The following is a 21132-nucleotide window of genomic DNA, read 5'->3' on the forward strand; positions in this document are numbered from 1 at the left end:
GTCTACTGATATCGGTTATAAAAAGAAAAAGCGTCTAGCTAAATCAGGAAAAGACATTATTTCAGTTTCTTTTTCGTATACTCCCCGGTTCATTTCGGAAAGGAGGAGACGAATGCGTTGGGTTATTTCCACAATATGATTTATTTATAGTCAGTACTCATGTATAAAGAAAAGCGTGTAAAGATACCAAATAGTAGGGAAATCAGAGAGATTCTTATTAAGATTCACTATCTTTGGAAAACTAATACACACACAGACACGCACACACACGTTGTGATTTGCTTTCATTTTAGTATCTTTGAACCATTGGAAACAGCTTGATAATATTCTTAATACAGAGGACGAATGTTGTGATTTGCTTTCATTTTAGTATCTTTGAACCATTGGAAACAGCTCTCCGCCTTGTAGTAACTGAAACCCTGCTGTTGTGATTTGCTTTCATTTTAGTATCTTTGAACCATTGGAAACAGCCATGTGAATCTGCTACCGACATTACCGAGGGTTGTGATTTGCTTTCATTTTGCTATCTTTGAACCATTGGAAACAGCATATCCACATACTGTACATCAGTCATAGCGTTGTGATTTGCTTTCATTTGCCTATATTTGTTGTAATCTGAAGTATCTTATTTGATTATCAACGCTTTGTAGAAAACTCGCATGAGAACGGGCAACGGATAAGAAAATTCCAAGCTGTTTAGAATCACTATATTCCTCATGCTTTCAAATAACTCTTTTTTCTTGATGCAAAGGTAGCATTTTTTCGTGATTGCCGGTAATTTTCGGGCATAAAATATCACGGTCATTTCAAGAAACATATACAGCGGACATGACAGCCATACCGTAGCCGAATCCCCGTAACTCACAGGCAAAGGTAACCCGTGTCCTGCTCGTACAAGCAAGGTCAAGCCCTCCGGGTGTCGTGGAAAAATCATCCTCGCCCGGAGGGCTTGCGGTATTTTTCCCGCCAACCTTGCATGTACGGGACACGACCTTTTATGGCCTGTAGTTACGGGAACTCCGGCCCCGAAAAGCCGGATCACTAAAAATAAATTGTTATGTCACAGCAGGTAACAAAAGAAAAGTACAGTATCGAAACACTCAGAGAGCGGAATGTTTCATACGACCACCAGCATTGGCTGACACAGAAAGATGTGGATATGGCCAACAATTATGTTGAACTCATTGAGCGGACACGCTCCGAAATTACACCTCAAATCGGCGACAGGCTGGTATATGTAACCGAACACGGGGATTATTACGGAAACGCCCTTATTGACAGCAGGAGTGCAAAAGAAGGATATCTTTCCGTATGCGAACAGCCGTATGTGCCTTTCGTGTGGGAAGAGGACGGCAATATCCGTCTGAGTGTCAGCGGAGGCGCATTCCATTCCGTGAATCCGGAGGAACTGAAATTCCTGAAATGGACGGAAGGGGTGTTCAAGGACTGGGGGCATTGCGGTGCTTGCGCCAACGGTTCGGTGTCATTTCTGGCTAAGGTACCGTTATGGTTTTATGCCGAACCCAATCCCAGGTATGGAGATTTCACGACCGAGACCTACCGGAAGTTCTACCTACACAAAAGGGAGGAATCGGAAAACGGCAATCTCTATCAAGGCTTTGACATCGCTTTTCGGGACGAAGCCGAGTTCCGGCAGTTCCTGAAGGACTACGAAGGAACGGTGTTCAAGGGAAATTGGGATAATCAAATCGTGTTATGGTGTTTCCGTCGGGAATATGTGTTCTTACCTTCCGCCGAATGGGAAACGTTTAATGCCCCGATCGAAACGAGGAGGCTCAACTTCCATCCCGAGCAGGTCAAGATAGTCAAGGACATGGAAAAGCACATCACTTATTTCTACCGGATTAAACCGGATAATTTTTAACATTTAACCCTAACAGATATGCAAACGACAACAGCACCCAAGGCCGGCAACGCTCCCGACCTGCTTCAAGGCATTCTGAGCGTACAAGTGAGAAACGAGGACAAGATTACGGAACAGGACCGTGTCTATTGCCAGACGCAGCAAAACCTGCTTTACAAGACACTCGACCAGATTGACCGCTGGTACGCCGTCTTCAAGGAAGAAGCCGAACAATACCAAGCCGAACGTAAGTTCCATTACGAAGAAAACGGCAAGGTTTCCATGCGTGATTTCTACACTTACCATAACGACAGGGAAGACTATTCACACAACGAGTTCAAACCGTTTGATCTGATTAACGATCTGGTGGATAAGAACCGAAACGCCAACGCGAATTTTGCGAACCGCATCATTTCTTATTTCAACAGGACTTACAAAGTGTCGGTTCCTGAGTATAAAATAGACGAAAAAAAACTTCCGATGGGCTTCCGTCCTGTTTATGACACATATGTAGATGTAGTCATCGAACACTTGGGCGGCAAGAGTTTCCGGGAAACGGCCGTGGAAGAACTGCTCGCACGCCTGAGCAAAGTTGTCAGACCGGCATACTGGAGCAAAGTCAAGACGGAGTTGAAGAAGGACAAGATAATCTTTCCCGAAATCATCCGTTTCGACGATTTTTCCATGCAATACAACCAAAGGAACAGAATCTCCTACAACTACGGCGGAGAACTGGAAACCCTGTGTGCCGGCATTGCCTACGGTGCGGATGACATACTGAATGGAAATTCAAAGATGATTATCCGTTTTGATGACAACGACATTTCTGTCACAGACTGGTACGACCTTACGACCACCAATGCCGAGCAAATCCGATTCTACAAGAACGGACGTATCGATGTCCGGTTCAAGGACAGTGCGGCAGCCGAAAGTTGTTTCAAGCGTCTGCATCTGGATGAAATCACCCTAAGAGAAAACTGACCATGATAAGATTTACACAGCACCCCGTAAGGCAATCCTTGCGGGGTGTTTTCATTTTTAACGATAAACAGATAAAGTCATGTATGCCATCATCCCCCAACAGATACCGCAAGGTATGCGTGCCGAAGTCAACGAGAAGATACTTTTCGCCATAGACTCCGGCAAGGACCTCATTCCGGCGGAGAGCATCTACAACTGCTATACCGGTATCGGAGGGCTGCACAACCTCAAACAGTCCGACTTTGCCAGCTACCACGAGTATGCCGAAGCGAAGAAGGAGTTCGAGATGGGACAGTTCTTCACCCCGCATGAAATATGCCGGGACATGGTGGATATGCTGTGTCCTGTCTCATCCGAAATGGTTCTTGACATGTGTTGCGGTATGGGCAATTTCTTCAACCATCTGCCCAACCCGCATAATGCCTACGGCTTCGACATAGACGGCAAGGCCGTGTCTGTCGCACGATACCTCTACCCGGAAGCCCATATCGAGAAATGCGACATCCGGCAATACTATCCGGAACAACGTTTCGATGTTATCATCGGCAATCCTCCTTTTAACTTGAAGTTCGACTACAAACTGTCGCAGGAATACTATATGGACAAGGCTTACGATGTGCTCAATCCGGCAGGAATCCTGATGGTCATCGTGCCCTGTTCCTTCATGCAGAGCGGGTTCTGGGAGAAGACACGGATAGCCGGTATAAACGGCAGATTCTCATTTGTCGGTCAGACGAAGTTGGGCCCGTCAGCCTTTGCCGCAGTCGGAGTCCATGACTTCAATACGAAAATCATGGTATTTCTCCGTAAATCGGGCCACATCAAGATGCAGGCTTACAACGCGGAAGAATTCATAACGGCGGACGAGCTGAAAAAGCGCATCGGCGAGGCCAGGGCGATGAAACACCGGTTGCGTTTCGACCTGATGCGCGAAACCAACCGGATCGACAAGGAAGAACTTGAGCTGTTCGAGTACAAACTTGCCAAGTACATGTACGAGCTGAAGGCGCACGCCAAGTTGAACAAACATATAGACAAGGCGGAAGCGTTGGTCACGAAGTTCCGTAACCAGAAACCGCCTGAGAACGCCACGCGGGAGCAGGTGGAGCAATGGGAGAAGAACAAACTGACCCCGAAGAAAGTGCTTGCCGTCATCCGCAGGTACATCACCTCGCAAAATACCGTACCTCGCAAGGAAGTGGCATTGGTGAAGACCTCATACGGCTTCAAACTGAAACAATATGCTCCGCGACTCCTTGACAAAGTTCCGCACAAGGCGGCAAGTATCAACGACCTCGTGCTGGAACGTACTGAACTGCCCATACCGGAAGTGCCGACAGAAAAGAACATGCGTCAAATCCGTGCGGCGGAGAAACTGATCCGACGCAAGCGGAGAGAGTACGAAATGCAGAACCGGCTGTTCCCGGAAATGGAAGAAGATGACAGGCTGAAAGAATACCTGGACCGGTGTGCATTCATCAACAAGGACGGCGAGACCTGCGAGTTTACCACGCTCCAGAAACACGACCTGAACCTTGTCTTGCAGAAACGCCACGCGCTGCTGAACTGGCAGCAAGGCTCTGGCAAGACTGCCGCCGTGTACCATCGTGCCAAATACCTGCTCAAATTCCGCAAAGTACGGAATGTCATCATACTGGCTCCTGCCATCGCCACCAATATGACATGGATACCCTTCCTCTCGATAAACAGGGAACAGTTCCGGGTGGCAAGGAACAATGCCGACCTGGAAACTGTGCCGGAAGACGTGTTCATCGTCCTATCCACCTCCATGCTCGGCAAGCTGAAACGGGGCATGGCAAGGTTCGTCAAACGCAGTTCAAGAAAACTGTGCCTTGTTTTCGACGAGTCGGACGAGATAACCAACCCGTCGTCACAACGTACAAGGCATATCCTCGGTCTCTTCCGCCGCCTCAAATACAAGATACTCGACACCGGTACGACCACACGCAACAACATCGCCGAACTGTACAGCCAGTTTGAGCTGTTGTATAACAATTCCATAAACATGGTCTGTTGGAGCAGTCGGGTGTACCACGAGAACAGGGACAAGGAGATAGAGGAAGATAACAATCCGCACTATGGTGAGCCGTTCCCCGCTTTCAGGGGGCATGTGCTTTTCCGTGCCTGCCACTGTCCGGGGAAATCCACCGTGTTCGGCATTGAGAAGCAGAACCAGGATGTCTATAACAAGGAGGAGCTGGCCGGCCTTATCGGGAAGACCGTCATTACACGCAAGTTCAGGGACTTTGCAGGAGAAAAATACAAGATACGGACACATACCGTCAGCCCGTCCGACAGCGAGCGTGAGGTTTACCGTGTCATCATCGAGGAGTTCTGCCGCATCTGCGAACTGTATTACAACAGCACGGGGGATGCAAAGAAGGATGCCGGACTCCGGCTTATGCGCCAGATCAAGCTGCTCATCAAGGCCTGCTCCGTCCCACACCTGATAGAGGGCTATTCCGGAGACGGGATTCCGAACAAGACAAGGTACATCGAAAGGCTGGTACGGAAGATACCCGGCAAAGTGGCTGTCGGCTGCACGTCCATAGCCGCATTCGACCTTTACGAGAGCCGTCTCCGCGAATGTTTTCCTGACCGTCCCGTATTTGTGGTCAAGGGCGACGTGGCGTTCAAGAAACGGCAAAGCATCGTGACGGAGTTCGATTCCACCATCAACGGCATACTGGTATGCACGCAGCAGAGCCTGAGCAGTTCGGTGAACATACCCACCTGCAACGACGTGATACTTGAATCCCTGCAATGGAACATCCCGAAGATGGAGCAGTTCTACTTCCGTTTCATCCGTCTCGACTCCAAAGAGCTGAAGGACGTGCATTATGTCACCTACAAGGACTCCGTGGAGCAGAACCTGATGGCGCTGGTGCTTACCAAAGAGCGGCTGAACGAGTTCATCAAGACGGGCGAAGTAAAGGAACAGTCGGAAATCTTCGAGGAGTTCGACGTCACCATGTCCGTCATCGAGAGCCTGCTGGTCAGGGAGCGTGACAGCGAAGGGAAAATACATATCAGCTGGGGAAGCCAGCGCATCATGAACTGAAAAATGGAAAAACAAATGAGAAACCGCAGATTCCATTCCACAGGCAAAGGTAGCCCGCCCCCTTACCGGCAGGGCAAGGTCATGCCGCAAGCGGTTTTCGGGAAAATCATCCTCGCCGGAGGCTCCGGTATTTTCCCGAAAAACCCTGCACTGCCGGGGTGCGGACCTTTTGGAGCCTGTGGAATGAAATCCCCGGTTCCGAATCATAAACTATAATGAAGAATATCATGGACTTGAATCAGGCAGAAGTGGCAGTGACCACGCAGCATCTCATAGACATGGGGCAGGAAAAAGACAACCTGCTGCAAATGTCCGACTTCGGCGACATGGGGGAATTCCTGTGCACCTGCTCCGAACTGTTCCCCGAAGAGGAAACTCCGGAATACAGGTACACGAAATGGGAGGAAATCCCGGACCTGCTCATCAACCGGGAATGGCTGTGTCCCAACTTCTTCGAGATAAGGGAGGCGATGGAACAGCTGGAGGAACCCGACAAGGATTGCTTCTTCGACTGGTGTGACCGTTACGGGCATGACATCAGTACGGAAGACCCGCACCTGCTGGTGGCGCACTATATCGAACTTTATGGAAATGCGGCCTATATCGACGATGAGCCTTGCCCGGACAGCGGGGATGACAGCCTGCTGTACTGTCCGGGCATATCAAGCAACTATTTCGACACGGGTATTCCCCGTTTCGAGGTATTCGATGACAATTACGATTAAAGCATATAAACATATACAAGATGGAAATCAACTTCAAAGGACCGGTAATGCCGGTTGACCCCTATTCGCAAATGGCGTTTGTGGAGATACTGAACATTCTCCTGACGGCAGGGCACATCGTGGATGTGAACAGGTTCCTGATAAACAGGAATGCCAATCCGCTATTCGGCTCGTTGTCAGGATATTTCAGATGGTCATTCTCCGACAACCACTTTACCCTGTGGCAACGGGTGGAATACAACTCGCCGCTCTGCTTCAGCCGGCGCATATTCAGCATCCATTTCGGGATGCTGGCAAGCCGTGACAGGAAAAGAGACAATACGGTAATGAACTAAAAACATATCAATATGAGTCACCAGGTAATTACAAGAATGGCATACAATGCCAAAACCAAGCAGATAGAAACTTGGCAGCATTCCAACAACGTGTGGCCGACAACAGACCATTTTTATGCATTGGATGTGAAAACAGACGAACAGATGTTTGAATTCATAACATTGATAGCAAACGGATTGTGGCAAGGGCGCAAATGGCGTAAAGCATTCAAGACACTTTTTGAAGAATATCCGGAATTGGTCAGGTCCTCATACGAGCACGAGCTTAGAGGCCAACCTTGGAAGGCATACTGTGCCATTTGCAAAAAATATGAGGAACTTGCCCAAAGCAAATGCAATGAAATAGTTGCGCGATTCAGGCAACTTACCGGGATTGTCTGACCCAAACAGATGCAAAATATATGGAAGAGATAAAGATTTCAAACAGACAAATCGCGCTGATGGCTTTCGACCGGTTGCGCAAGGAAGACAAGACAGATTCCGCATTGAAACTCGCACGGTGTATGCTGCATGGCACAAGCATATCTCTTGGCATAGGTGATATCGACTGGGAGATAGACAGGGCAATACAGCAGTGCGGAGGAGTGCCAAGAACAGGATACAGATACACGGCTTATTTCCACTTCAACCGGAATACGGAAATGGCAAAGGAAATATATGACAAGATCGTGAAGGAACTGTATGGTTAGGAAACAACACGGAGGCGGCTTGAAGGCCGCTTCCGTCATTTATAACGGTATGTACGGGAAAAGGAATCCTGCCGTACACAGGTAACAGAAATGGATGAACAGAAAACATTGACATTGGATTTCATCAAATCCCTGATGGAACCGGCCTATACACTAATATGGACGGACTACAATGACAACCTTGACAATCATTGCGGACTGATTCAAAAATGCCTTGACAGCAAGAGCCGCGAACATTTGTGGGAAAAGGCAGACGAGTGGTACAGCGATGCCGAATGGGAAGCTGTCCGTGAGATTATTGCGAAACTGAAAGAGGAATGTGCCGTATTCCATGACTTTGACGGGGAAGCGGTCGATGACTTCTTCGATGAATACGAAGATGAAATCCGTGACGAGATTTACAGCCGCAACGATTCGGACGTGGTGAAGGAATTGGTAAGGCATACGGATGACATCCCCATCCGTGTGGAAATGCTTTCCAACTATGACTGCATCAATTCCAACCGGTTTGAATCGCAAGGCGGTTACAGGTACGAGGAATCCTACTTCGGGGACATGGTGGACAGCCTTAACCTCAATCCGGCGAGGGTAAAGAAAATTCTGACAGAACACGGCTACAGGGCTTACGGGCGTTTCCCGAACCGTAAGAACCGGAACGGCAAGGAGCAGGTTTCCTACGAACAATTCTACGAGGAACTTATCAATTCCTGCTGCGGGGCGAACCTGCTGACTTACATCGGCAGGGTAAGCCTGAAAGAGCTGTATGAAGCCGACTTTTCATTGAAAGAGGTCATTATCCCCAAAGGCAACTGTTGCGGACTTTTCAGTTCGACGTATGGTGGTGGAAGCCTGCTTGAAATGGAACTGAAACGGGACGTAAAGCTGAAATTGGAAGTCAAGGACTATCATGGTTTCCGCTTCCGGCTGGATGACGAACGTTCCAAATATGACTGTTCGGTCCGGCATGTATATGGGGTGGACGACTCCTTTTTCGGGGATGCGGTTCGCATTGTATCCTGATAAAATCAACTGATCAACAATCAAATCATAGAAGATTATGGGAAAATATGATGTAAAAGTAAGGTACATCTTCGAGGGTACTTACACAGTGGTGGCGGAAGACCGTGAAGAAGCGGAAAGCATGGTGGCGGAAGACTGCGGTCTGGTATTGGGCGGCAACATCCACACAACGCGGGATGACGATGAAGTGACGGACTGGAAGTTCGGTTGTCATCCGGACTTGCAGGTTCTCTCCGTAAGGCAGCGAGGCGGGAAATCCCCCATGTCGGTGTTCGGAGACAGGATCGAAGAACTGCGAAAAGACATCATCGAAGCGATACGGCAGTTGCTCCATGACCATGCCATGAACGCGATACGGTTTCCGGAAGAGGATTATGACCCGGTCTGGGTGATATGGTTTGGCAAGAACGGAGACCCCTACGAATGCAGGGTGACAGGACTCCGGGTAACGGACAGCAGCCTGACCGTCCTTGCCGAAGAGAAAGAAAGCGGTGATGAAGTGGAATGTTACAGCCCGTTCGAACTCGGAGCCAGCAACATCGACTGGCTTTCCGGAATGTATGAGGCTGTATGGCAGCAACTGGAAGAGAGCAAAAAAGTAGAACCACAAGCTGAAGAACAATGAAATATCAAGCGGAAAATGCTGTCTCCAGCTTCTTCTACTATATGTGGAACGCCTGGAGCAAGGAAGAATGCAAGGTCGTATTTGGAGATATGTACCGGCACTTCTGGGATAAATGGTCCGCATTGGCGGACAAGTCCATATTCGGCGCGGCGGAACGGTTCTTTGCCGAGTTATCGGAAAACAACCAGAAACTACTCGTGGAACGTGCCGTTACACTCTATGACGGCAGGGCTTTCAGAAAAGAGCCGGACGATTCCGACATCCTTGTCTGTAAAGAATGCGGTTCACGGCAGTTGGAAATCCAAGCATGGATAAACGCCAATACGGATGAACGTATCAGCTATGTGCATGATGACAATAACGGGCTGTGGTGCGATGGGAAATGGTGCGAAGAATGTGGCGTTCAGGTCTTTTTCTGTACTAAGGCGGAGTTCACACAAAAGATGCAGGGCTGGTGGGAGTCGTGCGGTTTTGAAACAAAGGAACAAATCACAGGGTTGAAAGTCTGTGACTCTCCGCCTTCCGAAAACACGCAGACATTCATTGATGCGGCAGACCAATGGTGGAACAGCCGGGACTACGAACATAAACGGGAAATTTACAACAGGTATAATTCTAAAAACGAATAATATGCAGATTAACATCATTGAACAGATTAGCAACTCATGCAGTTGCAGCCATATGGAAGCGCAGGAATACTTGGATTCTGAAATCCGGTACCTGCGCGAGTTGCAGGAGGCGGACGACCTGAGGGAAGATGACATCGAAATGGCGTGCAGCAACCTCGGACTTGACCTTGACAACCAGGAATATTTTATCAACCGCCTCGCAGGGGCATAAATACCTATAGCTATGGCTTATTTTCATAACATACATTCATTGGCGGACCTGAAGAAGGAATACCGCCGTCTGGCATTGCAGCACCACCCGGACAAGGGTGGTGACACTGCCATCATGCAACAGGTGAACACCGAGTTTGAAAGGCTCTTTGAAGTCTGGAAAGACAAACCGGATGTCTCTGCCGCATCAACCGGGTATGAACATGACTATCCGGGTGCCACGGCAAAGGAATATACCGAGTACGTGTATAATGAATACCGTTGGAAAGGTCGCAACTACAAAGGGCAACATGCCCCTGAAATCGTAGAACTTGTGAGAATCTGGCTAAAGGAAACCTATCCGAGATATAAGTTCTCCGTCAGACGGGAGAACTACAATTCCATTTACATCAAACTGATGAGTGCGGACTTTGAGGCGTTCACCAGGGAATCCGGCAAAGTACAGGATCATATCAACCACTACAACATAGAGCGGAACCCCGATCTTACAGACCGTGCCAAGGAGGTGATGCTGAATGTCTGTGACTTTGTCATGTCATACAACTTCGATGACAGCGATGCGATGACGGATTATTTCCATACCAATTTCTACCTGACATTGGCTATAGGGAGTTACCGGAAGCCTTACAAGGTGGAACTGCCGAAACTTGACTGCAAGGGGAAGGACAAGCCGGAAGTGTTCAAGCATCCCGAAGGTCCGGCACATAAGGCCATCAGGCAGGCGTTGGGCACAGCCCGCTTTGATTTCATCGAACACAGGAGGCATTCCGGCGAAATGATACTCGGAGAAGACCATTACGGCTCACACGGAGAGCATTATTTCTGGCCGAAGGATTATTCAAGCGCGAAACTGGCTCAGAAACGGATCGACAAATTGGAGAAAGCCGGTATTCGGTGCAAGCTTACCGGATATAACGGCGGTTACATTCGTTTTATCGGCTACACTCCCGAAGCAGAAGCGTTACTGGAGAAGGAACGCCAGGAATACATCACCGCCCATCGGCAATGGCAAACCAAACAGACAGTAATCAATTAAACTTATCAATATGGAACCGAACAATTTGAACGAATGGTGGGGCGGACAGCCCGACGGACTGAAACAGGCATTCTCTCTTTTTCCCGATGGACGGTGGAAAGAGGCGGACCTGTATTTGCGAATCAATATCCGTAACTACTGCCTCCTGAAAAAAGGAGGGCTGCTTCCCGAAGACAAGGACCGCTCGATGCTCAGCGAGATTGTCTGTGAGCTGGCCGATACGGAGCTGTGCCGTGCAAATGGAAAGACACTCGAAGACATGTGCGATACGGACGGGGCTTTTCTGGAAGAGTACCAGGAACTGTTCAACCGGATATACGATGAACTGGAAATGAGAATTACGGATTATATGAACGGACAATCAAAAAAAATGTAACAATGAAAGCAAAAGTGTTCAAGTACAAGTCTGACGGGAATACCGTCGTGGCTTCTTATATGGAACTGGAGCCGTATGCGAAGAATGTATATCTCTCCCTGTCAAGAAAGAACGAAGACGGGAATGAAGACGATGACTGTTTCCATGTGGTCTGCCGGATTGAAAACGTTTATTTTTCCAGCGGGCAGTATTCACGCCGGTTTCTCAAGGGAGAAGGTTGCAGAGAGGAAGCCGCCACCTATTGCAGGAACTGGATTGCGGATACGCTTCAAAGTGCGGAAAGAGGAGCCTTCGTCAATTTGATCTCCGTCCGCGTGTTCGAGGCTCTCGGACTTGACACCACTTCCCTGGTGCAAGCCCGTGAGGAGTATAAAAGAATACAGGAGCAGAAACGCAGGGAGCAGAAGGAGAAAGAGGCGGAAGAGCGCAGAGTGCAGGAAGAGCAACATCAGTGGCTACTCAATGAACAGAAACGGAAATTCCTGGACGGGGAACGGATTACGGGAGAAATGTTCCTTGAAATCACCGGAAGGGACGGTTTTGACATCCATATCAGAACCAAAGGGACATTCAACAGGCATGTGAGGGGCATTGACAGGAACGGCACCGTCAGTTCCCGGAAAATCAAGGGCTGCCGGACTCCGGACTTTACCGGATGCCATAAGGCCGTGTCCGCCTATCTGGCGTTCATTACAGAAAAAGAGGGCAAATAATTAAATCCGGGGCGGTAAAGGTCTGCTCCATGCAGCTGTTACCGCTACCGGCTTCCGGCCTCACAATTCACGGTTCAGCGCCATTGCCAGCGGAAACATCAACCGGTTATAGGCTTTAAGCTTTTGCAAATTCAGCACATATCCGGCATAGGGATTGGTCAGATCGGTATAGAAGAATACATCGGTAAATCCTGCGTGTTCCTCCACGACTTCACCCTCCAACGGAATCTCCTCCACATTGAACCGCTCCAGAGGCAGTTCTTCCAGACGGGTCTGTTCCGCATTTCCCAACACATTGAGGTTACGGTTAAACAGCACGAATCCTTTCTTCCTGTAATCCACACGCATACCGTACGGACGCTCCACAAGGAAAGCATCCGCCGCTTTCTTTATATAGTTTTCCATAAAACTGAAATTAGAATTGCAAAAATACATCTTTTGTCCGGCAATGGCGAACAAATCAGGAAGAGAATCGCCACAGACCATGCAAAGCACACTACCGTGTATTTTATTTCCCACCCTGCAAAGGTAGTCCCGTGTCCGGTGTACCCTGTCAAGGTCAGGCCCCTTGCGGGGTTGGCTGAAAGAAAATCATCCTCGCCTGACGGCTGCGGTATTTTCTTTCGCCAAACCTTGCGGGTACTGCCACGGGACAGTCAGGCAGGTGAGAAATAAAAATACCGGCTCCCGGAGCCGGACGTGTTTAACAGATAAAATACAATGAATCATGAAAATCCTGAATGAAGAACATTTCGAGAATGTTAAGCGTTATGCCGAATCCATCGGTGACACCTCACTCCGGAAATGCCTGGAACGGTTGAAGAGCTGGGAGGAAAATCCTGACTGTCCCAGCGAAATTTCACTCTACTATGACCATGCCCCATACTCGTTCGGCTTCACCCAACACTATCCCGACGGAAGGACAGGCATCGTGGGCGGTCTGCTCTATCACGGAATACCGGACCGTTCTTTCGCCGTGACACTACAGCCGTTCCATGGATGGCAGATACACACCTGATGAGAGGCAAACGACAGTATTAACTTTATAAAATTCAATTCAATATGGAAACGACATTGACAGTAATGGAAAGACAACAGCAGTTTGACTTCCAGAAAAACGGAATTGAAGTGATGAACTTCGAGACACTTCAACGCACCTATAAAGAAAATGACATCTACAACAATCCGGTGCAGGGCATCTACCATTACCAGGTCATCCGGCGCATGATGGACATCTGCGAGAAATACAATCTCGATTATGAGGTGGAAGAAATCTTCGCTGCCCAGAACAGAAACAAGACACAGCCGGGAGTGAGCATCCTCCCGCAGGTGGAACAGACACATGGCGAAAAAGCCGTGGAAGCCCATATCCTGCGCCGTATTTTCGCTACTATCCGGATCAGGGATTGGGAGACGGACGAGCTGACAACCACACTGGTCGTCGCCTACCACCAGGACGGCATACAGGCAGCCATAGGCCCCTGCGTGAAGATATGCCATAACCAGTGCATCCTCTCACCGCAGCGGAGCATCAGCAATTACGGGAAAAAGAAGGTGACAACCGATGAGCTCTTCGAAACCGTGGACGGCTGGCTGGCCAATTTCGAGGTGAACATGAACGAGGACATTGCAAGGATTCAGCGGTTGAAACGCCGGATTATCCCGATGGAGGAAATCTACCTGTACATCGGCTTGCTGACAGCCTTGCGCGTTTCCCATGACAGTTCGGACAGAAACCTGTCATCCACTGTAGAAACCTACCCGTTGAACCAGAGCCAGATTTCCATCTTCACGGAAGAGGTGCTGAAACTGGCCATGAGCAAGGGACAGATTACCGCATGGGATTTGTACAACGTGGCCACTGAAATATATAAGCCTGGAAAGACAGACTTCCCGGCCCTTATTCCACAGAACGGAGCCATGGCGGAACTCCTGCTTTCCCGTCTCTCTGAAGAGGTGGAAGTACAGGATGCCGTTCCGATAAACTGACATGCAAGCTTCTCAAGCCAAAGAAATAAGGGAGAACCTGACAGTGATAACAACTGAAAGATTCTCCCTTTTTCATTTACTCTTCAAAAAGCAGCATGAATTCCACCTTCCTTCTCCGTTCGATGCTCGGAACCACTTTTCCTTTATAGCACCTGAAAGAGACATATTCCTTGTAAATATTGCGGTCTCCCGACTCCAGCTTCTTTAACAGACGGCTTTTCGGTCTTTTTCCATATCCTTTTAATCTGTAGGGTCCCACATTATATGAAAGGACTGCTGCCAATAAAGAATCACGCCCCAGATAACTGAACATGCGGCACAGCTTACGGAGGTCTTCCCTCAGAATGGAGTCTCCCTGCGCTTTGGAGATGCTGTTGGTAAACCTCTCCCCGGGAAGAACCTTGTGACCCCACCCGACATAAGGCCAATGCTTTTTCTCTCCATGCCAGCCCTCGAATCGCTTGACACACTCGACCGCAAGACTGAACCTGTCCGGACTTGCCTTTACCGGATTCTCCGCCCTTGAAGGCATACCCGGAAAAAAGACCGTGGCGGAAAGTACCGCAAACCATATTGCTTTTAACTTCATCATAGGCAGGACCGGCTTAGTGTCCGACAATTGTGACCGGCAATTCCTTACTATCCGCAGTCACGACGGAATCCTCGTCCTCCGTCTCGTTGTTGAAGTCAAAAGTCAATTGGTAAAGCTGTGCCGGTTCGCTGTTGTCCTCAAAATAGATGTCAATTGTCTGCTGATCTTCGCATTCAGAAGTGTAGTATAACCTGAACACCTCCCTGTCAAGGGGATAGCGGTCATTGGGCAGCAGCACCATCCCGTCATCCATGCGGAGCGTACCCTTGCCGTCCGGCTGGAAATAGCGGATGGTGTAGCGGGCATCGGAAAAATGTCCTTCACGTTTGAGTTCACAGCGTATTTCCACCGTCTCGCCTTTTATTATACGTGTGGGAACAGGCATGTTCTCCACCTTGAACGGATAAGACTGCTGTACTTCCATTTCATCAGAACAGGCGGACAACAGCAAAACCGCCAGACCCAGGAACAGGACTGCCACCATTCCGGCCAATCCTCTTTTTTTATTCATTGCATTCATATTCTATCAGATTTTAATACGTTATACTTTATTCGACACTTACAGGAACTTATGTTGCAGGTATTCATTCAGGTCCTTGTAGCCTTTATACAAAGAGGAACAATCCACCAGTTTATCCGCATAGCGTTTGCGGAGTGCCTCCAGCGTGCGCCGTCCGGCTTCATCCCGATCCAGATAACAGTTGACCCTCTCGTACCTGTCAAGAATAGGGAACGAGCGTTCCAGCGATGACACCGAGTTCAACACAAGATAGTCGTCTCCATATCCCAGACCGAGTTCCAGCCACGAAAGGCAGTCGATAAACCCCTCGAAGAGGTTGCATGTGTCCGAACCGTTATCCATCAGTGAAATGTCCTTAGGTGACAGGCTGGCCTTGAAAAACCGGTTGCGCAACTCGTATCCATCGCTGACATTCCTGAATCCGATGGCGAAATACCGTTTCCCGTGCAAGGTATATCTGACTTCCCGACAGTTCGGTACAGCCACATCGCTGCTAATGCCGCGTTCCGCCAGATATCGGAGCAGGACTCTGTTGTATAGAGGCCCGAAGCGTACATCCGTGAAACTCTCCTTCTTGAGGAGATCCTCCCTGTTATTCCCATCAGTGCGGGAAACGGTCTTGTGCTCGGGGGCGAGGCCGCCCCATGTCTCTGTGATGAACCTGGCCTGCGCCTTGAAATCCCCGCTGCCGATAAACTCCCCGGCAAGATTGAATATGTCACCTCCCTGCCCGGTGCCGAAGTCATGCCAGATTTCCTTTCGTACATTCACCTGGAACGAGGCGGTGCGTTCCTCCCGGTACGGGGCCAGATACCAGTATTCGTCACCCCGTCTTCTTGCCGGTTCATATCCCATCCTTGCCAGAAAAGCGGCGATAGGGATAGCTTTTATCTCTTCTATAGTCATAGATGTACAGTTTTAATGGATAATGAATTTGATTCCCAATCCGAATTGGGTTGTAAACAGATCCAGGGAACTTCCCCACAAGGCACGTTCCCGGATATTGGCAAGCAGGACAATGCGGTCTGTCAGGTAAGTCTCAAGTTCCAGGGTTATCGCACCGCCATAGACAAACGCATCCTTGGCGAGCAGCGTTGAGCCGTCATACAGCATCCTGTCTCCCCAATTCACGGTTTCATAGCCGGCCAGTGCGGAACCGCCGATGGAGAGAAAGACCGTCCTGGTCGGGTCCGACAGGAATTTCAGGTAATAGCCGCCTTCTGCCGTGAACTGTGCGCAGGGCACATTCACGTTCCGGTACCCGTAATTCTTCATCAGATACTCGGTACCTATGACCCAACGGTCGGCTCTTTTGGTATATCCTGAAACGGCAAATCCGGCATAATGATTCAAGGGGGATTTCGAGCCGTTCGCAAATCCTCCGCGCAGTTCCACGCCCTTCATCCCGGGCAGGTACCGCTGGGCATGTGCCCGCCCCGGGAACAGGGCAAGCGACACGGCTGTAACGAATAGGAACAGATACTTCTTCATGACTACTTTACTTTAAGTCCGTTTATAACTCTGGCTCTCACGATATCTTCACTTTCCACGGTGAAGGTCTGGTGCCTTCCACCGCTTTTCTCATGCATTTCCACCACCAGCACCTTGTCCGAGGGAATGGTGAATTTGTCCAGGACGAAGACGGTGCGCCCGTCCTTTTTCCCTGCGACAGTTGTTACATAGTCGTAAGCACGCAAAGGAAATATCACCTGTTCCTGGATGGCGGTACGTTTCATCACCTTCTTGTCCACAATCTTGAATGTCACGAAATCCACTTCATAAGGTACGTTGGACCGGTTCCTGATTTGTGTATGAAAGTACAGCAGCCCGTTATGGGTGTAAAGACCGCGCAGCAGGTACTGGATGCCGAACGCCTTGCTCCCGATATGCTTGATGTGCCCTTTGTTGTTCTTGTGGACGGACTTCGAGATGAGATATACCAGTTTCGGAGACTCGCTGCCGAGTTCCTTCAGGTAAATGTCAAGGGCGTTGTTGGGACGGTTCACTTCGCTTCCGTCATGGATGAAATCCTTCATCTCGATGTTCAGCAACAACGGTTCTTCCGCATACTTTACATTGAATGTATAGAAACTTCCGCTTTCGGTTATCACGGACATGTTGGTCTCCTCACGGAAATTCTTTACGGTAGCCTTTACACGAATGACATTTTCCGCACCGTCCGCCTTGCCTGCAATGAGGTTCGGCGATCCGAGGTCCACATAACGCACCGAAGACGGGAAGATGATATGCGTGGTCTTGTCGTAAGTCACTTCCAGACCGTACGGCGGTATCATCCGGTCGAAAGTGAGTTTTCGGGTCAGCCCGTGATAGAGGTCCCCGTCTTCCTCTTTTTGGGGATACACTTCCTTGACCGGTGTGATTCCTTTGTTTACTACCGCTGCGCTGTCGGTTTCAGTCTGGGCAAAGGCGCCCATGGTGCCCCATGCAAGGGCAAGCATTACAAATAACTTTTTCATGTTGATTGAATTTTAATGGGTTGTCATTGATTGTCATTCTGATAAAGCATCAGGGTGTAACCGGATTTGAGATGCACCTTCTCTTCACGCATCTTCCGGGAGATGTACTGTGAAACACCCTGTATGGCACCCTTCCCGAGTTCGGAAAGTAGCTGGTCGCCTGCCGACTGGTTGGTGATGGAGATGCTCGTGCCGAGATTCTGCCCCAGATTGGCGGCAACCTCCTTGACAGCGTTTGCTTCCATGGATCCCGGAATGAAGATGCCTTCCTGTCCGTCATTGTCATACACGGCAAGTTTCACGGGGATGATGGTACCGCCATATTCCACCTGAAGGATGTTGACGTGAAGCCTTTCTCCCTGTATGCGCCCTTCTCCGATGAGCAAGGAGTTTTTGGGAAGGACATGCTTTCCTACACGCATCGCTTCCAGCAGTCTCATCCTCACACCCTGACCGCTGATTACAGTCTGGTTCCCGTGGATGCAGGCACATATGGTATTCCTCACGTCTTTTTCATTCCTGTGACCAATCGGGGTATGGAATCTTTCCGCCAATGTCCTTCCCGTTAATGACACGGAATCCCGGACCGGTTGCGGCAACGATGAAACCACGGGAGTGGAGACCAGCCCGACGGGAACGGCCTTCATGTTTCCATCCCGTCCGGCTTCTTCATCCTCCGGGCGGCTGTCCATCCTTTTGCCGCCATTACCCGGCATGTATTTGGCTGCGAGCTCGTAGGACTTTTCCAAAAGTGCCACCTGTTCCTCATAACCCGGCTGTGCATTCTGTGCGGCAACCGTCTGCTTCAGTTGTTCCACCTCGGCTTTCAAGGCCTCCTTTTCCGGGTCTTCCTGCGGTGACTCGTAAAAGTTGCCGAGAGTCCTGTTGATGTCATTGTAGGCGGAGACGGATGAAGAGCGGGCTTCATTCCTACTGTCACTTGCACGTGGACTGCCATCCTTGGTATCCGCATCCGATGACAATGCCACGACAGCTCCGGAGTTTTCATCCGCAACACCTGAGAAGTCTCCCAGTGTACGCATTTTTTCCGCCTGTTTGCGCTTTATGTCAGCCTGCTCGTAGGCGGCAATCTTGTCTTCCTCTATGTCGGCTCCTCTCGGGTCAGGCAGTTCGGTGTTGAAGCCCGCATTTTTCTCCTCCTTTTGTTTGTCCTCTTCGGACGGTGCGAAAATGAACCACATCGCACCGAGGAAGAGAAGGAACATCCCGGCAAAAACCAGGTATTTCCTGATTTCCAGCCTCTGTTTTAATTTATTAATATCATTACTCATTTTCTTTCTGATTGAATCGGTTAAAAAACTCTTCCATCTCCTGCACCCTTTTATCCGGGAGTGTATCGGCAGGAACGATATCCGGAATGTCCAACGGGGCTATCTCAATGATGTCCCGCTGTACATCTTCCCGCCCGATGTCATAGATGGCGCGGAAAATCAGATAGAAATTTCCGAGAGCAAACAGGACAGCCAGCACGATGACTGTCAACATTCTCTTTTCCGGAGAAAGCCCGGCACACAAACCCCGAAGCTTTTCTGCAACGGTTTCCTTGATTCTTACAAACATTTGTTTCATACATTCAAAATTTTAACGGTCATACACTTTGATATCCCTGTTCTCCACCACACGGAAGGCTTCAAGGATGAAACCGTGCGGATTATTGTCGCTGCGGGTGGAGTTCAGCAGCCTGCCACGTGTGACAAGGCTGCGTTCGGTCACACTCTTCTCCCTGATAATGGAGAGTTTCGCATAGGTCACGACCTCATACGGATAGGTATTGAAATCGCACCTGACACTGTCAATCCCAATCCGCTGGCTCATGTTTCCCGAAATGATCCGGTTGTAATATCCCTGCTCTGCCAAATCCACATAATGGGCATAGGCAGAACGGTCACTGAGGAACATGGCCCGTTGGATATTACCCTCAATCGCACTCTTGTCAGGGGATAACGTAAAGAACAGTTCATGGAACCTCCTGACATGCTCCCTTGCCTCCACCGGACGGTTCTGCTCCAAGTCCTGTGAAAGGGCCAGCATCAACGACTTTCCTTCATCCAGAACATAGATCTTCTCCCGTTGCGCTTCCGCAAAAGTGTAAGCCTTCCATACGGAAAAAAACACAAGTAGCGTGCATACACACAGATAGACAATCCCGAACAGACGCAGCTGTCGGAAGCTGGTCTCGATATTCTTCAATGATTTGAATTCCATTCTGTAAATGTTTTATACTGTTATTATTTGATAAGCCTTCCGGCAATGTTTCCCACCGCTGCTCCTGCCGTACCAGCCACCAGGGAACCGGCCTGGGATGCCCTTTGGTTCACATTCTTGAGGTAGTTGCCTGCACCGCCTCCGGCCTGCACAATCCAGTTTGATACGGTCGGTATGGTGAAATACCCGATGATGCCGATAATGAGGAAAGTGATGTAAACCGCGTTTGAACTGTCGGGGATGAAATCCGGATCGGAAAGCCGCTCGATATCCCTCTGTAGCATCAGCACCTGGATTCTCGCCAGCACACTGCTGAACAGGTCGCTGACAGGAAGCCAAAGGTAGATGCTGATATAGCGGACGAACCACTGGCTGAGAGAAGCTTGGAAACCGTCCCAGCAGGAGATGGCGAAAGAAACCGGACCGAGTATCGAAAGGACTATCAGGAAGAATGTCCTCAGCGTGTCGATGACCAGCGCCGCCGCATTGAACAGAAGTTCCAGCAGTTCCCGGAAGAAATTCTGTACGGCCCTTTTCATGTTGTACATCGCGCGGTCCACATACATCCCGCAGGCTTCTATAGCGTCAAACGCACCCAGCTCGTCCAGCCTGTTGTCAAAAGTCTCCTTGTCGACCAGATAGGCTGTCTCGGGATTCCGTTTCATCGCCTCAATCTCCAGCTTGTCCTTCTGTGCCCGGTACTCGTTCATGTCAAAGGTCTGCGACTCCAATATGGTATGGGTCCCTTTCACGACGGGCGAGAGGATGCTGTTCAGCGTACCCAGAACGAGTGTCGGAAAGAACATGATACAAAGCCCCAAAGCGAACGGACGCAAAAGCGGAAAGACATCCACAGGCTCGGCACGTGCCAGAGCCTGCCATACACGATACGCCACATAGAAAAGCGCTCCCAGACCGGCAAGGCCTCTTGCCACACCGGTCATCTTTGAGCAGAGCGGCATCATTTCCACATACAGATTCTGTAAAATCTGATGCAGGTTGTCAAAATCTATAGCCAACAATAACATAATGAAAGCGGATTA

Annotated in this window: 27 protein-coding genes; 17 read left to right on the forward strand and 10 right to left on the reverse strand. The window is 49.5% G+C overall.

The window, feature by feature from the left end:
* The first annotated feature begins 1057 nt into the window (after positions 1–1057).
* From DXD65_RS19375 to DXD65_RS19445, 15 genes are all read left to right on the forward strand, one after another.
* A complete protein-coding gene (locus DXD65_RS19375) occupies positions 1058–1885 on the forward strand; it encodes a DUF4121 family protein (protein WP_005647149.1) in 828 nt (275 codons plus the stop codon).
* Between the two features lie 18 nt (positions 1886–1903).
* Entirely contained in the window at positions 1904–2845 is a 942-nt protein-coding gene (locus DXD65_RS19380; protein ID WP_008777842.1) for a hypothetical protein, read from the forward strand.
* Between the two features lie 79 nt (positions 2846–2924).
* Complete coding sequence (locus DXD65_RS19385; protein WP_117616066.1) at positions 2925–5927, forward strand: N-6 DNA methylase; 3003 nt, start codon at positions 2925–2927, stop codon at positions 5925–5927.
* 15 nt (positions 5928–5942) lie between these two features.
* On the forward strand, positions 5943–6143 hold the full coding sequence (locus DXD65_RS19390; protein WP_034530148.1) for a hypothetical protein: 201 nt from the start codon (positions 5943–5945) through the stop codon (positions 6141–6143).
* An 11-nt stretch (positions 6144–6154) separates the two neighbouring features.
* The gene (locus tag DXD65_RS19395; protein WP_005647144.1) at positions 6155–6652 is read left to right on the forward strand and encodes a hypothetical protein; all 498 of its coding nucleotides are present in this window, start codon (positions 6155–6157) and stop codon (positions 6650–6652) included.
* Positions 6653–6672: 20 nt separating this feature from the next.
* Positions 6673–6987, forward strand: a complete 315-nt coding sequence (locus DXD65_RS19400) for a hypothetical protein (protein ID WP_005647143.1) — start codon at positions 6673–6675, stop codon at positions 6985–6987.
* Between the two features lie 12 nt (positions 6988–6999).
* Positions 7000–7368, forward strand: a complete 369-nt coding sequence (locus DXD65_RS19405; RefSeq protein WP_005647142.1) for a hypothetical protein — start codon at positions 7000–7002, stop codon at positions 7366–7368.
* Between the two features lie 20 nt (positions 7369–7388).
* The gene (locus DXD65_RS19410; protein ID WP_005647140.1) at positions 7389–7676 is read left to right on the forward strand and encodes a hypothetical protein; all 288 of its coding nucleotides are present in this window, start codon (positions 7389–7391) and stop codon (positions 7674–7676) included.
* Between the two features lie 90 nt (positions 7677–7766).
* Positions 7767–8696 (forward strand): hypothetical protein, encoded by a 930-nt coding sequence (locus tag DXD65_RS19415; RefSeq protein WP_005647139.1) that lies wholly within the window; start codon positions 7767–7769, stop codon positions 8694–8696.
* A 37-nt stretch (positions 8697–8733) separates the two neighbouring features.
* Positions 8734–9321 carry a hypothetical protein gene (locus DXD65_RS19420; protein ID WP_005647137.1) on the forward strand — a complete coding sequence of 196 codons (588 nt, stop codon included), beginning with the start codon at positions 8734–8736 and terminating at the stop codon, positions 9319–9321.
* Positions 9318–9950, forward strand: a complete 633-nt coding sequence (locus DXD65_RS19425) for a hypothetical protein (protein WP_005647136.1) — start codon at positions 9318–9320, stop codon at positions 9948–9950. The genes DXD65_RS19420 and DXD65_RS19425 overlap by 4 nt, the downstream gene beginning before the upstream one ends.
* Position 9951: 1 nt before the next feature.
* A complete protein-coding gene (locus DXD65_RS19430) occupies positions 9952–10161 on the forward strand; it encodes a hypothetical protein (protein ID WP_005647134.1) in 210 nt (69 codons plus the stop codon).
* 12 nt (positions 10162–10173) lie between these two features.
* Positions 10174–11196, forward strand: coding sequence for an LPD29 domain-containing protein (locus DXD65_RS19435; RefSeq protein WP_005647133.1), 1023 nt, complete (start codon positions 10174–10176; stop codon positions 11194–11196).
* A 10-nt stretch (positions 11197–11206) separates the two neighbouring features.
* Positions 11207–11572 (forward strand): hypothetical protein, encoded by a 366-nt coding sequence (locus tag DXD65_RS19440; RefSeq protein ID WP_005647131.1) that lies wholly within the window; start codon positions 11207–11209, stop codon positions 11570–11572.
* A gap of 2 nt (positions 11573–11574) precedes the next feature.
* On the forward strand, positions 11575–12285 hold the full coding sequence (locus DXD65_RS19445; RefSeq protein ID WP_117689223.1) for a hypothetical protein: 711 nt from the start codon (positions 11575–11577) through the stop codon (positions 12283–12285).
* 60 nt (positions 12286–12345) lie between these two features.
* On the opposite strand, the gene DXD65_RS19450 is transcribed toward DXD65_RS19445, so the two are convergent.
* Entirely contained in the window at positions 12346–12690 is a 345-nt protein-coding gene (locus DXD65_RS19450; protein ID WP_005647127.1) for a hypothetical protein, read from the reverse strand.
* 322 nt (positions 12691–13012) lie between these two features.
* Here DXD65_RS19450 and DXD65_RS19455 point away from each other — a divergent pair, with 322 nt between their 5' ends.
* Both DXD65_RS19455 and DXD65_RS19460 read left to right on the forward strand, forming a co-directional pair.
* The gene (locus DXD65_RS19455) at positions 13013–13303 is read left to right on the forward strand and encodes a DUF4120 family protein (RefSeq protein WP_005647125.1); all 291 of its coding nucleotides are present in this window, start codon (positions 13013–13015) and stop codon (positions 13301–13303) included.
* A 44-nt stretch (positions 13304–13347) separates the two neighbouring features.
* A complete protein-coding gene (locus tag DXD65_RS19460; RefSeq protein WP_008777839.1) occupies positions 13348–14274 on the forward strand; it encodes a hypothetical protein in 927 nt (308 codons plus the stop codon).
* Between the two features lie 76 nt (positions 14275–14350).
* Here the strand turns inward: DXD65_RS19460 and DXD65_RS19465 are convergent, their stop codons facing one another.
* The 9 genes from DXD65_RS19465 to traJ are packed head-to-tail and all read right to left on the reverse strand — an operon-like array spanning position 14351 to position 21117.
* The gene (locus DXD65_RS19465) at positions 14351–14866 is read right to left on the reverse strand and encodes a glycoside hydrolase family protein (RefSeq protein WP_008779475.1); all 516 of its coding nucleotides are present in this window, start codon (positions 14864–14866) and stop codon (positions 14351–14353) included.
* Between the two features lie 13 nt (positions 14867–14879).
* Positions 14880–15386 (reverse strand): DUF3872 domain-containing protein, encoded by a 507-nt coding sequence (locus DXD65_RS19470; protein ID WP_005644341.1) that lies wholly within the window; start codon positions 15384–15386, stop codon positions 14880–14882.
* A gap of 39 nt (positions 15387–15425) precedes the next feature.
* Positions 15426–16292 (reverse strand): toprim domain-containing protein, encoded by an 867-nt coding sequence (locus tag DXD65_RS19475; RefSeq protein WP_117589877.1) that lies wholly within the window; start codon positions 16290–16292, stop codon positions 15426–15428.
* Between the two features lie 12 nt (positions 16293–16304).
* A complete protein-coding gene (locus DXD65_RS19480; protein WP_005644336.1) occupies positions 16305–16877 on the reverse strand; it encodes a conjugal transfer protein TraO in 573 nt (190 codons plus the stop codon).
* Between the two features lie 2 nt (positions 16878–16879).
* Positions 16880–17863: a conjugative transposon protein TraN gene (gene traN / locus DXD65_RS19485; RefSeq protein ID WP_117589876.1), complete on the reverse strand. Its 984-nt coding sequence runs from the start codon at positions 17861–17863 to the stop codon at positions 16880–16882.
* 23 nt (positions 17864–17886) lie between these two features.
* Positions 17887–19155 (reverse strand): conjugative transposon protein TraM, encoded by a 1269-nt coding sequence (traM, locus tag DXD65_RS19490; protein ID WP_117616064.1) that lies wholly within the window; start codon positions 19153–19155, stop codon positions 17887–17889.
* The gene (locus DXD65_RS19495) at positions 19148–19453 is read right to left on the reverse strand and encodes a TraL conjugative transposon family protein (RefSeq protein ID WP_005644331.1); all 306 of its coding nucleotides are present in this window, start codon (positions 19451–19453) and stop codon (positions 19148–19150) included. The genes traM and DXD65_RS19495 overlap by 8 nt, the downstream gene beginning before the upstream one ends.
* 12 nt (positions 19454–19465) lie before the next feature.
* Positions 19466–20089: a conjugative transposon protein TraK gene (gene traK / locus DXD65_RS19500; protein WP_008777834.1), complete on the reverse strand. Its 624-nt coding sequence runs from the start codon at positions 20087–20089 to the stop codon at positions 19466–19468.
* 23 nt (positions 20090–20112) lie between these two features.
* Complete coding sequence (gene traJ / locus DXD65_RS19505) at positions 20113–21117, reverse strand: conjugative transposon protein TraJ (protein ID WP_008777833.1); 1005 nt, start codon at positions 21115–21117, stop codon at positions 20113–20115.
* Positions 21118–21132 lie beyond the last annotated feature (15 nt).

It is taken from the genome of Bacteroides sp. 4_1_36, from assembly GCF_003466325.1.
GTDB lineage: Bacteria > Bacteroidota > Bacteroidia > Bacteroidales > Bacteroidaceae > Bacteroides > Bacteroides uniformis.

Coding starts and splice junctions, on each gene's coding strand:
- DXD65_RS19380 (WP_008777842.1), top strand. CDS start 1,904: ATGCAAACGACAACAGCACCCAAGGCCGGCAACGCTCCCGACCTGCTT.
- traK (WP_008777834.1), bottom strand. CDS start 20,089: ATGGAATTCAAATCATTGAAGAATATCGAGACCAGCTTCCGACAGCTG.
- DXD65_RS19425 (WP_005647136.1), top strand. CDS start 9,318: ATGAAATATCAAGCGGAAAATGCTGTCTCCAGCTTCTTCTACTATATG.
- DXD65_RS19385 (WP_117616066.1), top strand. CDS start 2,925: ATGTATGCCATCATCCCCCAACAGATACCGCAAGGTATGCGTGCCGAA.
- DXD65_RS19450 (WP_005647127.1), bottom strand. CDS start 12,690: ATGGAAAACTATATAAAGAAAGCGGCGGATGCTTTCCTTGTGGAGCGT.
- DXD65_RS19445 (WP_117689223.1), top strand. CDS start 11,575: ATGAAAGCAAAAGTGTTCAAGTACAAGTCTGACGGGAATACCGTCGTG.
- DXD65_RS19435 (WP_005647133.1), top strand. CDS start 10,174: ATGGCTTATTTTCATAACATACATTCATTGGCGGACCTGAAGAAGGAA.
- DXD65_RS19470 (WP_005644341.1), bottom strand. CDS start 15,386: ATGAATGCAATGAATAAAAAAAGAGGATTGGCCGGAATGGTGGCAGTC.
- DXD65_RS19400 (WP_005647143.1), top strand. CDS start 6,673: ATGGAAATCAACTTCAAAGGACCGGTAATGCCGGTTGACCCCTATTCG.
- DXD65_RS19455 (WP_005647125.1), top strand. CDS start 13,013: ATGAAAATCCTGAATGAAGAACATTTCGAGAATGTTAAGCGTTATGCC.
- DXD65_RS19460 (WP_008777839.1), top strand. CDS start 13,348: ATGGAAACGACATTGACAGTAATGGAAAGACAACAGCAGTTTGACTTC.
- DXD65_RS19420 (WP_005647137.1), top strand. CDS start 8,734: ATGGGAAAATATGATGTAAAAGTAAGGTACATCTTCGAGGGTACTTAC.
- DXD65_RS19410 (WP_005647140.1), top strand. CDS start 7,389: ATGGAAGAGATAAAGATTTCAAACAGACAAATCGCGCTGATGGCTTTC.
- DXD65_RS19475 (WP_117589877.1), bottom strand. CDS start 16,292: ATGACTATAGAAGAGATAAAAGCTATCCCTATCGCCGCTTTTCTGGCA.
- DXD65_RS19465 (WP_008779475.1), bottom strand. CDS start 14,866: ATGATGAAGTTAAAAGCAATATGGTTTGCGGTACTTTCCGCCACGGTC.
- DXD65_RS19415 (WP_005647139.1), top strand. CDS start 7,767: ATGGATGAACAGAAAACATTGACATTGGATTTCATCAAATCCCTGATG.
- DXD65_RS19480 (WP_005644336.1), bottom strand. CDS start 16,877: ATGAAGAAGTATCTGTTCCTATTCGTTACAGCCGTGTCGCTTGCCCTG.
- DXD65_RS19390 (WP_034530148.1), top strand. CDS start 5,943: ATGAGAAACCGCAGATTCCATTCCACAGGCAAAGGTAGCCCGCCCCCT.
- DXD65_RS19495 (WP_005644331.1), bottom strand. CDS start 19,453: ATGAAACAAATGTTTGTAAGAATCAAGGAAACCGTTGCAGAAAAGCTT.
- DXD65_RS19375 (WP_005647149.1), top strand. CDS start 1,058: ATGTCACAGCAGGTAACAAAAGAAAAGTACAGTATCGAAACACTCAGA.
- DXD65_RS19395 (WP_005647144.1), top strand. CDS start 6,155: ATGGACTTGAATCAGGCAGAAGTGGCAGTGACCACGCAGCATCTCATA.
- DXD65_RS19405 (WP_005647142.1), top strand. CDS start 7,000: ATGAGTCACCAGGTAATTACAAGAATGGCATACAATGCCAAAACCAAG.
- DXD65_RS19440 (WP_005647131.1), top strand. CDS start 11,207: ATGGAACCGAACAATTTGAACGAATGGTGGGGCGGACAGCCCGACGGA.
- traM (WP_117616064.1), bottom strand. CDS start 19,155: ATGAGTAATGATATTAATAAATTAAAACAGAGGCTGGAAATCAGGAAA.
- traN (WP_117589876.1), bottom strand. CDS start 17,863: ATGAAAAAGTTATTTGTAATGCTTGCCCTTGCATGGGGCACCATGGGC.
- traJ (WP_008777833.1), bottom strand. CDS start 21,117: ATGTTATTGTTGGCTATAGATTTTGACAACCTGCATCAGATTTTACAG.
- DXD65_RS19430 (WP_005647134.1), top strand. CDS start 9,952: ATGCAGATTAACATCATTGAACAGATTAGCAACTCATGCAGTTGCAGC.